The sequence below is a fragment of the Nesterenkonia sp. K-15-9-6 genome, from assembly GCF_052656005.1.
In genome coordinates, this window is record NZ_JBQYEY010000009.1 from 37,907 (window position 1) to 52,345 (window position 14,439).

At 71.1% G+C, this 14,439-nt stretch carries 9 protein-coding genes; all 9 read left to right on the forward strand.

The annotated features are described in order from the left end of the window. The first annotated feature begins 47 nt into the window (after positions 1 to 47). Complete coding sequence (locus SD455_RS07465; protein WP_311024994.1) at positions 48 to 1,325, forward strand: ABC transporter substrate-binding protein; 1,278 nt, start codon at positions 48 to 50, stop codon at positions 1,323 to 1,325. Further along, complete coding sequence (locus tag SD455_RS07470; protein ID WP_445507702.1) at positions 1,325 to 2,608, forward strand: ABC transporter substrate-binding protein; 1,284 nt, start codon at positions 1,325 to 1,327, stop codon at positions 2,606 to 2,608. Before SD455_RS07465 ends, SD455_RS07470 begins: the two co-directional genes overlap by 1 nt. A 160-nt stretch (positions 2,609 to 2,768) precedes the next feature. Beyond that, positions 2,769 to 5,498, forward strand: a complete 2,730-nt coding sequence (locus SD455_RS07475; protein ID WP_445507703.1) for a glycosyl hydrolase — start codon at positions 2,769 to 2,771, stop codon at positions 5,496 to 5,498. Positions 5,499 to 5,507: 9 nt separating this feature from the next. Then, entirely contained in the window at positions 5,508 to 6,257 is a 750-nt protein-coding gene (locus SD455_RS07480; RefSeq protein WP_445507704.1) for a metallophosphoesterase family protein, read from the forward strand. A 73-nt stretch (positions 6,258 to 6,330) separates the two neighbouring features. After that, positions 6,331 to 8,367 (forward strand): DUF2264 domain-containing protein, encoded by a 2,037-nt coding sequence (locus SD455_RS07485; protein ID WP_445507705.1) that lies wholly within the window; start codon positions 6,331 to 6,333, stop codon positions 8,365 to 8,367. Next, entirely contained in the window at positions 8,364 to 9,149 is a 786-nt protein-coding gene (locus SD455_RS07490) for a sugar phosphate isomerase/epimerase family protein (RefSeq protein WP_445507706.1), read from the forward strand. The genes SD455_RS07485 and SD455_RS07490 overlap by 4 nt, the downstream gene beginning before the upstream one ends. An 89-nt stretch (positions 9,150 to 9,238) precedes the next feature. Further along, positions 9,239 to 10,666, forward strand: coding sequence for a serine hydrolase domain-containing protein (locus SD455_RS07495; protein WP_445507707.1), 1,428 nt, complete (start codon positions 9,239 to 9,241; stop codon positions 10,664 to 10,666). Positions 10,667 to 10,887: 221 nt separating this feature from the next. Beyond that, complete coding sequence (locus SD455_RS07500) at positions 10,888 to 12,177, forward strand: ABC transporter substrate-binding protein (protein WP_445507708.1); 1,290 nt, start codon at positions 10,888 to 10,890, stop codon at positions 12,175 to 12,177. A 29-nt stretch (positions 12,178 to 12,206) separates the two neighbouring features. Further along, entirely contained in the window at positions 12,207 to 14,429 is a 2,223-nt protein-coding gene (locus tag SD455_RS07505; protein WP_445507756.1) for a beta-galactosidase, read from the forward strand. Positions 14,430 to 14,439: the final 10 nt, after the last annotated feature.

The window sequence follows — 14,439 nt, forward strand, 5'->3', positions numbered from 1 at the left end:
GCACTTCAGACTCGGTGCCCCATCACCGCACACATGAGGGGACACGCATGAAGCACAGGAAGCTGGTCACGCTGACCGCGGCCGCCGCCGTCGGGGCCGTGACGCTCACAGCCTGCGGCGGCGCAGACGGCGGAGGAGATGCCGGAGGGGACGAGGAGGTCCACCTCCGTGTGGCCTGGTGGGGGTCCGACCACCGGCACGCCAACACTCAGGCGATCATCGACGACTTCACCGAGGAGCACCCGCACATCACCATCGACGGCGAGTTCAACGACTGGACGGGCTACCAGGACACCCTGGCCACCCAGGTCGCCTCGGGCGACGCTCCCGACGTCGTGCAGCTCGACGACGAGTTCATCCGCGAATACGCCGACCGCGGCGCCCTGCTGGAGCTGACCGACGTCGACACCTCCGGCATCGACCCCACGATCGTGGAGGGCGGCCAGTCCGACGGTGTCCAGTACGCCATCCCCACCGGCGTCAACGCCCTGGTCATGATGGCCAACCCGGAGCTCTTCGACGAGGCCGGGGTGGAGATCCCCGATGACACCACCTGGACCTGGGACGACTTCATCGACATCTCCTCGACCATCCAGGAGGCGACCGGCGCCTACGGCACCAACAACCCCATCGCCCAGACGCTCATGGTCTGGCTGCGCCAGCAGGACAAGGGGCTGTTCACCGAGGAGGGCCAGCTCGGAGCCGAGGCCGAGGACATCGAGGAGTACTTCACCTTCCTGGAGGAGCTCATCGACGAAGGGGGCCTGCCGAGCGCCTCGGAGATGGCCGAGGAGGAGTCCGCCGTCATGGAGGACTCCCTGATCGCCACCCACCGCGCCGCCATGGGCATGTCCTGGACCAACCAGCTGCCCGCCCTGACCGAGGCGGCGGGAGTGGACCTGATCCCGCTGCGGTTCCCCAGCCCCACCGGTCAGGCCGAAGACAACGGCCTCTGGTTCAAGAACACCATGCTGCTGGGCGCCACCGCAGGCAGCGACCACCCCGAGGAGGCGCAGCTGTTCATCGACCACTTCATCAACTCGGTGGACGCCGGGAGGCACAACATGATGGACCGCGGCCTGCCGTCCAACGACGAGGTGCGCGAGGCCGTGGTCGAGGAGGTGGACGGCCAGGACCTCGTGGTCGCTGAGCTGGTGGACGAGCTCGGGGATGAGATCTCCTCGGCCGAGCCCATGCCGCCGGTCGGGTTCACCGGCATCTCCGACGAGCTCTCCCTGCGCAGTCAGGACGTCTTCTTCGGCCGCATGGACGCCGATGAGGCGGCCGAGTCCTTCGTCGACGCCGCGAACCGGATCCTCGAGTGATGGACGCCCGCACCGCACGCCTGAGCGGCGCTGCGCTCGCCGCCGTCGTGGCCCTCACGGGCTGCGGCGCCGGCGGTGCGGGCGACGGGGACGCCGACGCGGCAGACGCGGACGTCACGCTCCGCTTCGCCTTCTGGGGTTCGGACACCCGGGTGCAGAACACCGAGGAGATCATCGAGATCTTCGAGGAGGACCACCCGCACATCGAGGTGGTCATCGAGTACAACGACTGGGACGGGTTCTGGGACCAGCTGGCCACCCAGTCCGCCGGAGGCCAGGCGCCTGACATCTTCCAGATGGACGCCCCGTATCTGCGCGAGTACGGGGAGCGCGGCGCCCTGATGGACCTCTCGGCGGTGGATCTGGGCGCCATGCCGGAGGAGGTCATCGAGTCCGGCACAGTCGACGGCGAATACTACGGGCTGGCCTCCGGAGTGAACGCGGTGGCCGTGGTGGCCAACCCGCGGCTCTTCGAGGAGGCCGGCGTCGAGATGCCCGACGACTCCACCTGGACCTGGGACGACTTCGCGCAGATCGCGGAGCAGATCAGTGCGGAGCTCGACGGCGTCTACGGCGCCTCCGGACCGGCCGAGCCGCAGTCGCTGCAGGCCTGGGTGCGCCAGCAGGGCGCCCAGCTCACCGACGCGGACGGTCAGCTCGGGGTGGAGGTCGAGCACCTCGAGGAGTATCTGCGCTTCACCGATGAGCTGCGCCGGTCCGGGGCCTACCCGCCGGCGGAGATCATGGTGGAGGAGCTCACGGCCCCGCAGGACCAGTCGCTGGAGGCCACCGGCGGCGCGGCGATGGCGTTCAGCTGGACCAATCTGCTGGGTGCCCTGCGGGATGCCGGCGGGGAGGAGCTGGAGCTGCTGCGTCTGCCCAGCCCCACCGGGGACGTGGCCGACGCCCAGCAGTGGTACAACACCGGCATGATCTCCGCCTCAGCGACCACCGACCATCCGGAGGAGGTCGTGGAGTTCCTGGACTTCTTCGTCAATGACCTGCGCTCCGCGGAGATCAACATGACCGACCGCGGCCTCTCCGCCAACACGGAGATCAGGCCCCAGCTGATGGACAGCATGGACGAGGCCAATGCGGCCGCCACGGAGTTCATGGACGCCATCGAGGACGAGCTCGGCGAGCCGGTGCCGGTGCCCGCCACCGGATTCGGGCAGCTGGCCGACGTCATCCACCGCTATGAGGCCGAGGTGTTCTTCGAGCGCATGACCCCGGCCGAGGCCGCGGAGGCCATGCACGCCGAGTTCGAGTCCACCATCGGCTGAGGACGGCCGACGCCGGCCCGGTCCGGCAGAAGACGCGTCGTCGGGTCCCTGTGATCCGCCCGGCGGCGGAGACCCTGCGGGGTCTCGAGGAGGGGACGGCCTGGTGCGAGGCCGTCCCCTCCAGCACGACCACCCATCCGACACCGTTGAGAGGCACTCCATGACGCCGGCCGCTTCCCCCGCCCAGACTCGCGCTGAGACCCCCGCCCAGACCCCCGCAGAGGTTCCCGTGGGGGCCCAGGTGGCCCGGGAGGAGCTGTGGGAGGGCTTCCGCGCCCCCGACCCGGCAGCCCGGCCCATGATGCGTTGGTGGTGGTTCGGTCCGGACGTGCGCCGGGAGGATCTGGCGCGAGATCTGGACCGGATGCGCGAGGCCGGCCTGGGCGGGGTCGAGGTCGCCGTGGTCTACCCGCTCAGCGCCGGGACGGACCGCTACCTCTCGGGCACCTTCCTGGCGGATCTGCGGTTCGCGGCCGAGGCCGCACAGCAGCGGGGCCTGCGCTTCGACGTCACCCTGGGCTCCGGCTGGCCCTACGGCGGGCCCCATGTGGACGAGTCCACGGCGGCCCGGAAGATCAGCTGGACCCACGAAGAGGTCGCGATGGCCGCGCATCGGCTGCCGATCCCCGCCGTCTGGCCCGGCGACGAGTTCATCGCCGGCTACATCGGCGAGGGCACCACCCACGAGACGCCTCAGGCCTTCACCCCGCTGGCGACCGACGGCGGGGACTTGCTCATCCCGGAGGGCCGGGGGCCGCGGGTGGTCCTCATCGCAGTGTCCCGGCTGACCCGGCAGGCGCTGAAACGTGCCGCCGTCGGGGCCGAGGGCTGGGCGCTGGACCACCTCTCGGCCGAGGCTGCCCGCGCCCATCTCGACGCCGTCGCGGAGCCGCTGGTCGAGGCCGTCGGGGTCGATCGGATCGGCACCGTGTTCTGCGACAGCCTCGAGGTCTACGACGCCGACTGGACGCCGCGGCTGCCGGAGGAGTTCGCCGCCCGACGCGGCTACGACGTCGTGCCTCACCTGTGGAAGCTGCCCCTGCCCGGGCAGGAGGGCGCCGCGTTCCGCGCGGACTACCACCGCACGCTCACCGAGCTGCTGGAGGAGAACTTCATCCGCGTGATCGGCGACTGGGCCCGGCAGAAGGGTGTGCCGTTCCGGATCCAGGGTTATGGGGAGCCTGCCGCCACGGTGAGCTCCTACCGGTACGCGGACCGCTATGAGGGCGAGGGCTGGGGCTGGGACGTGGTCACCGCCTGCCGGTGGGCCAGCTCCGCCGGGCAGATCCACGGCCAGCAGGTCATCTCCTCCGAGGCCTGGACCTGGACGCATTCGCCGTCCTTCCGTTCCACCCCGCTGGACATCCTGGCCGAGGCCCAGGACCACCTGCTGATGGGCATCAACCAGTTCATCGGCCACGGCTGGCCGAACTCTTCGCGGCCCGAGGACGCCAGCCTGGGGCGGGTCTTCTACGCCTCCGGGGCTCTGGATGATCGCAACACCTGGTGGGCCGCCGCCCCGGCCCTGTGGGGCACCGTCCACCGGCTGTCCTGGCTGATGCGGCAGGGGCACCGCCTCTCCGACGTCGGGATCTACGTGCCCGCCCGGGACGTCTATGCCGGATTCGCCGCCGCCGGCCGCCGCGACCTCTACAAGGAGACCCGGCAGCACATCGGCGACGAGCTGCCGCATGCGCTGCGCACCGCCGGGGCGGACTTCGACCTGTTCGACGACGACGCCGTCGCCCACCTGGATCCGGGGCGGTTCCCCGTGGTGGTGCTTCCGTCCGCCCGCGACATCCCCGAGCCCACGCGGGCCTGGCTGGCCGCCGTGGTGGAGGCCGGCGGGGCGGTGCTGGACCTCGGCGGCACTGCGCGGCTCGGGGTGAGCGTGGACTCGGCCGCTGAGGCGACCCGGTGGGTGTCCGGCCCGGTGCGCCTGGCCGGAGCCGACGGCGCGCCGAACGAGACCGTCGCCGTGACCACCCGGCAGCTGGGGGCGGGCCGATCGGCCCTGCGGGTGCACTTCGTGGCGAACACCGGCTCCGCGCCTGCCGAGGTGACGCTGTCCTTCCGACAGGACCCCGGGCGGGACCCCGCCGGGTCCACGGTGGAGCGTTGGGATGCGGAGACCGGTGAGGTGCTCAGCGTCCATCACCTGGATCCGGGCGGCGAGGGCGGCGACCTGCCGTTGCGTCTGGAGGCCTATGAGGCCGCCGTGCTGATCCAGCACGACGGCGAGCCTCAGGAGGGTGACCAGGTGAACCCGAGCAGCACCTCGGCGGCCGGGGACGAGGCCGCCGTCGAGCTCACCGACTGGCAGGTGCGCTTTCCGGACGAGCCGGAGCCGCGTCCCGTCTCGCTGCCGCATCAGTGGGAGCAGGTGCCCGGGCGGGAGCTGTACTCCGGCACCGCCGAGTACACCACCACCCTGCAGGTGGACGACGACGCCCGGCAGGTGATCCTCGACTTCGGAGCCGCCGAGCCGCACAAGTTGGCCGATCCCGCCTCCAGCGGACTCATGGAGGCCTCCTTCCGGGCCGAGGTGACTCCGCCGGTGGGCGTGGTGGCGGTGGTTCGGGTGGACGGGCGCGAGGCCGGCGTGGTCTGGCGGACCCCGTACCGGGTGGACCTCACCGGACTGGTCACCCCCGGGGGCACCCATGTGCTCACCGTGGAGGTCGCCAATGTCACCAGCCACCGCCTGGCCGCCGACGACGCCCTGACCCGCATGGTGGAGACCGCCCGGGAGCATCACGGCCGCCGCTTCGGCATGCAGGCCCTGGAGCTGGCGCTCGCCGACGTCGCCTCCGGGCTGCTGGCGGTGCCGCGGCTGCGGGTGCGCCGAAGGAGCCGTCTCCGCCCCGTTCGATCGACACCCCTCGGGTAACGTCTGATCATGCGTATCGCCGCCATCGCCGACGTCCATGGCAACTGCTTCGCCGCGGAGGCCGTCCTTCAGGTCCTCGATGCTGAGCGAGCCGATGTGCTCGTCAACCTCGGAGATCATCTCTCCGGAGGTGTCGCTCCGGCGGAGACGGCGGACCTGCTGATGCGTGTCGGCATCCCCACGATCGATGTCCGGGGAAACCACGAGCGGCAGGTGCTCGAGACGCCGCCCGAGGACATGGGAGAGTCCGACCGACTGGCCCATGATCAGCTGGAGGACCACCACCGACGCTGGCTTGCCGAGATGCCGCTGACGGCGGAGATTCGCCCCGACGTGCTGGCGTTTCATGGCACGCCCACCAGCGACACCGAGTACCTTCTCGACACGATCACTCCCGACGGCGCCAGGGCGGCCGAGCCTCACGAGGTCGAGGAGCGTCTCGGGGGATTCCTCTCCTACGACCTGTTGCTGTGCGGGCATACGCACCTGCAGCGGGCTGTCACGCTCTCCAACGGCTCACTGGCGGTGAACCCGGGCAGCGTCGGCTATCCGGCCTATGACTCCTCGACGCCGTACCCCCATGTGATGGAGGCGGGCACGCCGCACGCCCAGTACGCGATCATCGATGACGTCTCTGGTCGGTGGAGGGTCGAGCTGCGCTCCATTGCCTATGACTGGGACCAGGCGGCCGCCCTGGCCCGCCACCATGGACGGAGGGATGTGGAACATGCCCTCCTCACGGGTCGAGTGCTGGGGTGAGGCTTCGAGTCTTCCGCTCTCGGCGTCGTCCATGAGATCAATGAAGCCTGACCACAGAAAGGCGAGCCCTTCCATGACCCCAGGTCACCAGCACATCGTCCGTCCCGGCGACATTCTCCCCGGCTCAGGGATCCGCTTCCCCGAGCCGGACTGGGAGTCCAGCCCGTACACGGGATACACGCGCGCCCACTGGGAGGCGATGGCGGACCACCTGGTCGGCTCGGCCTGGCAGTGGGCCAGCCCGGCCGGCGCGCATCTGAACCTGCCGGGTCCCGCATCGGGCAGCGGGGTCCGCTCGGACGGCCTGGAGGGCTTCGCCCGCTCGTTCCTGGCCGCCGCTTTCCGGGTCCGCGGGGCCGACGGTGCGGACCCGCACGGCTGGCTGGACCGCTACGCCGAGGGCCTGCGGGCAGGGACCGCGCCCGCGGGGTCTCCGGGAGCGGAGCCGTGGCTGACCATCCGGGACCATGACGTCCAGGGGCAGCCGATGGTGGAGTCCGCCTCCATCGCGCTGTGTCTGCGCCTGACCCGCCCCTGGCTGTGGGACCGGCTCGACGAGGACGTCCAGGACGCCGTGGAGTCCTGGCTGCGCGGAGCGATCACCTCCCTGCCGGCGGCCAACAACTGGTACCTCTTCCCCTACTCGGTGGCCGGCTTCCTGGAGTCCGTGGGCCGCGGGGACGAGCTCACCGCGGCCGCCCGTGAGCGGGCCCTGCACCTGCTGGAGCAGTGGAACCTCGGGCAGGGCTGGTACACCGACGGCGACGGGCAGAGCATCGACCACTACATCGGCTGGGCGCTGCACCTCTATCCGGTCCTGGACGACCACCTGCGGGGCGAGTCGGGGATCCACGGCTCCCGCCTGGAGGAGTTCCTCCAGGAGTACCGGCACCTCTTCGGCGCCGACGGCGCCCCGCTGTTCCAGGGCCGCTCCATGACTTACCGGTTCGCCGCCGTCGCCGCCGTCGCGCTGGGGGCGGTCACCGGGGACACGCCGATGCCCCCGGGGGAGTCCAAGCGGCTGCTGAACGCCACCCTGCGCCACTTCCTGGAGCATGGCGCCCTGACCGAGCACGGGCTGCTGAGCCTCGGCTGGCACGGTCCGCATCCGGCCACGGTGCAGCGCTACTCCGGGCCGGCCTCCCCGCTGTGGGCCGCCAAGGCGTTCGTCGGGCTGCTGCAGCCCGATGACGCACCGCTGTGGCGCAGCGTGGAGGGGCGCCGACCCCTGGACGACCATGACGTCGCCTTCGGCATGTCCGCCGCCGGCTGGGCGGTGCAGGCCACCCGTGACGACGGCGTCGTGCGGATCCACAACCATGGCAGCGACCACCTCCGCCCGCACCAGGGGGAGGAGTCCGGCGTGGAGGATCCGCTCTACTCCCGGCTCGCGTACTCCACGGCCACCGGACCCACACCGCGCGGCGAGGTTCCGGACAACCACGTGGGGGTCCGTTTCCGCGGGCGCACCAGTGTGCGCCGTCGGATCCACCGCATCGGGGCCGGTGGGGGCGGCGGATGGGCGTGGGCGGCCTCCTGGCACACGCCGATCTTCCCGCAGGGTGCACCGGCGATCCCCGGGCTCCGCGTGGAGTCCTGGGTGGTGGCCCGGGGAGCCGACGAGGTCCGCATCGACCGGATCATCGGTGCATGCTTCCCCCTGGAGGTCCAGCACACCGGCTGGGCCGTGCAGCCCGGCGGACACCTGCGCTCCACCCTGCAGGGGCTGCACGGCTGGCACGGCGAGGAGACGCTGAGCTCCCCCGCCGGCACGGCATTCGCTGAATGGTGCGAGATCCCTGCGCTGCAGGCCTCGCTCAGCGGCTCCGTCACGGCCGGGCCGGCCGTGCTGGTGTCGCACGCCCGCGTGACGGGCCGGACGGCCGATGTTGCCGCCGGTCATGCCGAGGGTGACACTGGCTCCACGGGAGACGCTGACGTGAGGGCCGACGCTGATGTGAGGGCCAATGCCGACGCACCGGTCGGCGTCGTGGATCTGACCGTGACCCCGGAGGAGGTCTCCTTCCGCTGGGCCGGCGAGCCGGCGCTCATCACGGTGCGGTTCGAGGCCGCAGAGGTCCGGCGCTACGACGAGGGAGAAGGATCATGACCTGGAGGCTGAGCTTCAGCACGCTGGGGATGCCCGGCCGGCCCGTGGTGGAAGCGGTCCGCACCGGGCTGGATCACGGCTGCGACGGGATCGAGCTGCGCGTGCATCCCGATGAGGAGGTCACCCTCGGCATGGGGGAGACGGCCGCCCGGGAGGCGGCGAAGCACGTCACCGACGCCGGACTGCAGATCTCCTGTCTGGCCGGCTATGCGCGGGTCTGCGGCGGCGAGGATGGGGACGACGACGCCGTCATCGAGGAGCTGCGCGCACTGATCCGGCTCGCCGAGGTCATGGAGGCGCCGGCGATCCGCGTGTTCCCCGGCGGGACCTCCGCCGGCCGCCCGGCCGCGCGGCGCAGGATCGAGGCGGTGCTGGAGGACCTCGAGGCCACCGGGGTGCAGCTGCTGTTGGAGACGCACGACTCCCACCCGACCGCCGAGGACGTCCTGGCGCTGCTGGGGCCGCTGGCCGACGACGCCCGAGTCGGCGTCATCTGGGACGTGCTGCACCCGTGCATCAACGGAGAGGAGCCGGCAGACTCCGCCCGCCTGCTGGGTGAGAACGCGCACTACGTGCAGGTCAAGGACGCCTCGATGGAGCGCGGGTGGGGTCCTGCCGTGACCGGGGAGGGCGACCTGCCGCTGGAGGAGATCGGGCGGCTGCTGGCCGGCGGCTCCGGCTGGATCTCCCTGGAGTGGGAGCGCGCCTGGTATCCGGAGATTCCGGAGATCGCCGTGCCGCTGGCCGCCACCGCCGCATGGTTCGAGAAGACCCTCCGGTGAGGCCAGCCCCGGGACCGGGATGGTTCCGCCGGCAGGTGGAGGACCACCTCCTTCCGCGGCTCCAGGCGCGAGGTCTCGTGATGCACAGCGTGGTGGTTGTGCACGCCGGGGAGCTGCAGCATGAGACGTACTGGCGGCCCTACGGACCCGACCGTCCGCATCGGCTCTACTCGGCGGGCAAGTCACTGGTGGCGCTGGCGGTCGGGGTGCTCCTCGACGACGGCGCGCTCAGCCTGGATGACCGCATCATCGACCACTTTCCCGAGCATGCCGACGGCGCCCACCCATGGATCCGGGCCATGGAGGTTCAGGACCTGCTGACCATGCGCACCGCGCACGGGCAGAGCACCTACACCCAGGTGGCGGACGCGGACTGGGTCCGCACCTTCTTCACCGTGGCGCCGACCCGGCCTCCCGGCGCCGTCTTCGCCTACGACACCTCCGCCACCCTGGTGCTCACCGCCCTGGTGGAGCGGCTGACCGGGCTGCCCTTCGAGGAGTTCTTCGCCGCCCGCATCGGCCGCCCCCTGGGCATGGGGCCGCTGCGCGCCCTGCGCAGCCCGCTGGGGCTCCCAGAGGAGGCCTTCGCCGGCCGACCCACCTGGCGGGAGGTCGTGGAGAATCCGGGCGGCGTCGCCCATGGCGGTTCGGGGCTGCTCGCCGCCCCGCGGGACCTGGCGCGGATCGCCCAGCTGTGCCTCCAGCGCGGTCGGTGGGGCGATGAGCAGCTGGTCTCCGCCGAGTTCCTGCAGGCCGCCACAGCGGTGCAGACGCCCACGGTCACCGGCGGCTTCGCGCATCCCGAGGCACAGTGGGGTTATGGGTACCAGATCTGGCGCTGCCGGCGAGAGAGCTACGCCGCCTGGGGGATGGGTGGTCAGATCATGCTGGTGGTGCCCTGGCTGGACGCCGCCGTCGTCGTGACCGGAGACAACCAGCACCTCGAGTCCGACGCGCAGCTGCTGCACGACGCCCTGTGGAGCGAGCTTCTCGAGCCGCTGGCCGCGTGGACGCGCAGCGGCCGGTCTCCCGAGCCCGAGTCTCCTCCCGAACTGGAGCCTGAGCCCGTCCGGACCCGGGAGCTCACGCCGGTGGCCGGCGTCGCGCTGCCCGCGTCCGCGCCGCGCGACGCCGAGAGCTTCCGCGTCCGCGTCCGCCTGGAGGGGGCGTCGTCGGCAGAGTTCGACTCTCTGGAGCTGACCTGCGGCACGGACGGCGGAGAGCTCCTGCTGACCACCGCCGACGGCGACCGCAGGGTCTTCCCCTACCGCGTGGGAGGCCACCGAGAGCACCCGCTGCCCGGCTACGGCTACGAGACCCACACCTCCGCGGCTTGGCAGCGGAATGCGTTCTTCCTGCACGCCCATGTGGTGGGAGACTGGCTCGCCCAGCTGCAGGTTCTGGTCCAGTTCGCCGCGGATGCGGACGGCGCCCCCGACGTCGTGTGCCGGATGCAGGCCTCTGCTGAGCACTTCGCCCAGGAGTACGAGGGCCTGCTCATCGGGCGGAAAGACTGACGCCGCGATGCTCGGGTGCTCACCTGAGCGCGGTCACCCATACGCGGTGAGAATCACTGCATGTCCAAGGGGCAACGGCGAAGGCCGGTCAGTCCGTTGACGCTGTCTCCGACACCGCTCTACAGTCAGTGGAAACCGCTTGCCCAGTGATGGTGGTCACACTCTCGCAGCTCGGGGGCCGGCGGTGACTCGCACCGTATCGCTCGATGAATGAGGACTCCATGACGACCTTCACACGACTGTCCAGACTAGTGGCGGTGACCTCGCTGTCAGCACTGGCGCTGACGGCCTGCGGCGGAGACGCCGGCGGCGGCTCGGGGGAGGGCGGCGGGGACGAGGACGTCCAGCTGCGCTTCACCTGGTGGGGCTCGGACTCCCGCCACCAGACCACCCAAGAGATCATCGACGCTTTCGAGGAGGAGCACCCGCACATCTCGATCTCCGCCGAGTACGGCGACTGGTCCGGCTACTGGGACCAGCTGGCCACCCAGTCCGCCGGCGGAGAGATGCCCGACATCATCCAGATGGACGACAAGTACCTGCGTGAGTACGCGGACCGCGGAGCCCTGCTGGACCTCAGCGACGTCGACGTCTCCGAGTTCGACCAGGACGCGGTGGACAACGGCCGCACCGAGGAGGGCCTGTTCGGCATCACCACCGGCATCAACTCCCTGGCGCTGATCGCCAACCCGGAGCTCTTCGACGAAGCTGGCGTTGAGATGCCGGACGACACCACCTGGACCTGGGACGACTTTGCCGAGATCAGCGCCGAGCTGAGCGAGAACCTCGACGACGGCTACGGCACCAATGGCCCCAACGAGCCCGGCGGCTTCCAGATCTGGCTGCGCCAGCAGGACCAGCACATGACCACCGACGAGGGCGAGCTGGGCTTCGACGCCGACAACGCCGCCGAGTACTTCCAGTACTACCTGGACCTGGTGGACGAGGGCATCCCCTCGGCCGCGGTGATGTCGGAGAACCAGTCCAGCGGCCCGGACCAGTCCCTGCTGGGCACCGGCCAGGTGGCCATGGCCCCGTGGTGGACCAACCAGATCAACGGGCTCTCCGAGGCCTCCGGCGTGGACCTGGAGCTGCTGCGATTCCCCAGCAGCACCGGCAGCGCGGAGGACAACGGCATGTGGTACAAGTCCTCCATGCTGATGTCCGCCGCGGCCACCACGGACCACCCGGAGGAGGCGCAGCTGTTCATCGACTTCTTCGTCAACTCCGAGGAGGCCGGAATGCTGAACCTGGTGGACCGCGGGCTGCCGGGCAACAATGCCGTCCGTGAGGCGATCCTGCCCGAACTCGAGGGCCCTGATCTGGCCTCGGCCGAGTTCATCGCCGACATCGAGGACGAGCTGGCCGGGCCCGAGCCGGTGCCGTCCCTGGGCTTCTCCGGCCTGCAGGACATCATCTACCGGTATGAGATGGAGGTGTTCTTCGAGCGCCAGTCGCCCCAGGATGCTGCGGAGAACATGATCTCGGAGATGGAAGCGGAGCTGAACTGACACCCCGAATCACCGCCGCAGAGAAGTGGATCTCCCGGGACGGGGAACCCTGGTTCCCCGTCACCGGGGAGATCCACTTCAGCCGGATCGCGCCCGAGCACTGGTCTGATGTGCTCGGTCTGGTGCGGTCCGGCGGACTCACGTCGGTGGCCAGCTATGTGTTCTGGCGGCATCATGAGCCCCGCCCCGGTGAGTTCGACTGGACCGGTGCGCGGGATCTGCGGCGTTTCGTGCGGCTCGCCGCCGCCCACGGACTCGACGTCGTCGTCCGGCTGGGCCCGTGGTCCCATGGCGAGATGCGCCACGGAGGCTTCCCGGACTGGCTGGTGGACTCCGGCATCCCCCTCCGGCAGGACCACCCCGAGTACCTGCGCTTGGTGCGGCGGCTCTATGGGCAGATCATCGCCCAGCTGGAGGGGCTGACCCACGACGACGGCGGCCCTGTCATCGCCGCGCAGATCGAGAACGAGCTGGCGGATCAGCCGGAGCACCTGGCCACGCTGCGGGGCATCGCCGAGGAGCACGGGCTCCGCGTGCCGCTGTGGACCGCCACCGGATGGGGGCGAACCCTGCTGCCCCGGCGGGACCAGGGGCTTCCCCTGCTGCCGGTCTGCAGCGGCTACGCCGACGGCTTCTGGGCGGACTCATCCGTCGAGCAGCCGCCCTTCGCCGCCGCGCACTTCCACTACGAGGAGGTCCGCGACGACCTCGACGACGGCCAGCCCAGTGAGATCCAGCCCAGTGCGGTGCTGGCCAGTGCCGCCGACGCCCCGTTCATCACCTGCGAGCTGGGCGGCGGCATGCATGTCGCCTATCACCGCCGCCCGCTGGTCACGGCCGAGGACGTCGCCGCTCTCGCCCTGGCCACAGTGGGCAGCGGCTCCGTCTGGCAGGGCTACTACATGTACGCGGGAGGCAGCACCCCGGACGGGGACCAGGAGTCCCAGGAGGCCGGGCAGCCCCAGGATGTGCCCCGCATCAGCTATGACTTCGGCGCGCCGCTCGGCGAGCACGCCACCGTGCGGGCGCACCACGGGATGCTGCGCCGCCAGCACCTGTGGCTCGCCGCGGAGGGCTCCCGGCTGGCCCCCATGCGCAGCACGGTCGGGGGCGGGGTCGCGGATGATCCACGCAGCCTGCGCTGGGCGATGCGCACCGACGGCGAGTCCGGCTGGCTCTTCCTGAGCACCTATCGCCCCCACGGACACCTCGACCCCCAGACCCAGCTGCAGCTCCATCTGGGTGCCCGGGAGGGGCTGCGCCGGCCCCAGACCGTTCCTGCCCGGCCGATCGACCTCCCGGCGGGGGTGTCCACCGTGTGGCCGGTGAACCTCCCGCTCGGCGGGCCGGAGGGCCCTGTGCTGCGCTGCGCCACCGCCGAGGTGCTGACCCGGCGTCGGATCGAGGGCGGCTCAGCCGAGCTGCTGGTGCTGACCGCGCGCGCGGGCGTCGCCGTCCAGCTGCTCCTCGCCGGTGAGCCGGAGATCACCGGCCCCGGCCGCAGGTCGGTGACCTCCACCGGCGACACGCTGCTGGAGTTCAGCGCCGTGCCGGGCCCGGAGGACCTGGTCCGCTGCGGAGAGGTGCGCATCATGATCCTGGACGAGACCGACGCCGACCGGCTGGCAGTGCTGCCTGATCGCCAGGCGGGAGGGACTGCGGACCGGATGGTCCTGAGCTCGGCTCCCGTGCATGCGGATCTGGCCTCTCCGGCTGGGCTGGTGGTGCACTCCGAGGACCCCGAGGTGGAGCTCGCCGTCTTCGACGACGTCGCGGCCCGGTGGGGGCGTCATCGGGTGCACGCTCCGCGTGCCGGTGTGCTGGCGGTGCTGGCTCGTGACCTCGCCCCGCCGGCTGCGGTTCCGGAACCACGCACCGGCGGGCCGGAGGGCCGGCTCGCCGCACCCGAGGACTTCAGCGGCGCCGCCGTCGTCGAGTTGGACGTCCCTGCTGAGCATCTGGCGGAGGACGGGCGGCTGCTGGTGCGTGTCGACTGGACGGGAGATGTCGGCAGGGCCTGGATCGGTGACAGGCTGGTCAGCGAGCACTACTGGCACGGGCGCGTGTGGGAGCTCGAGATGACCGCCTGGCGGGAGGAGCTGCGGGCCGCTCCGCTGGTCCTGGAGCTGCTGCCGTGGAGCGCTGAGAGCGGAGTCTGGGTGCATCCGTCCGTACGTCCGGTGCGGACGGGCGTGCATCTCAGGAGGGCGTGGCTGGTGCGCCGCGCACGACATCTCGTCGCTCCATGTTGATTCTTGTTTG

Bases quoted from the DNA above. Each gene is read 5' to 3' on its own strand.
- SD455_RS07485 (WP_445507705.1), top strand. From the start codon at position 6,331: ATGACCCCAGGTCACCAGCACATCGTCCGTCCCGGCGACATTCTCCCC.
- SD455_RS07465 (WP_311024994.1), top strand. From the start codon at position 48: ATGAAGCACAGGAAGCTGGTCACGCTGACCGCGGCCGCCGCCGTCGGG.
- SD455_RS07480 (WP_445507704.1), top strand. From the start codon at position 5,508: ATGCGTATCGCCGCCATCGCCGACGTCCATGGCAACTGCTTCGCCGCG.
- SD455_RS07490 (WP_445507706.1), top strand. From the start codon at position 8,364: ATGACCTGGAGGCTGAGCTTCAGCACGCTGGGGATGCCCGGCCGGCCC.
- SD455_RS07475 (WP_445507703.1), top strand. From the start codon at position 2,769: ATGACGCCGGCCGCTTCCCCCGCCCAGACTCGCGCTGAGACCCCCGCC.
- SD455_RS07500 (WP_445507708.1), top strand. From the start codon at position 10,888: ATGACGACCTTCACACGACTGTCCAGACTAGTGGCGGTGACCTCGCTG.
- SD455_RS07470 (WP_445507702.1), top strand. From the start codon at position 1,325: ATGGACGCCCGCACCGCACGCCTGAGCGGCGCTGCGCTCGCCGCCGTC.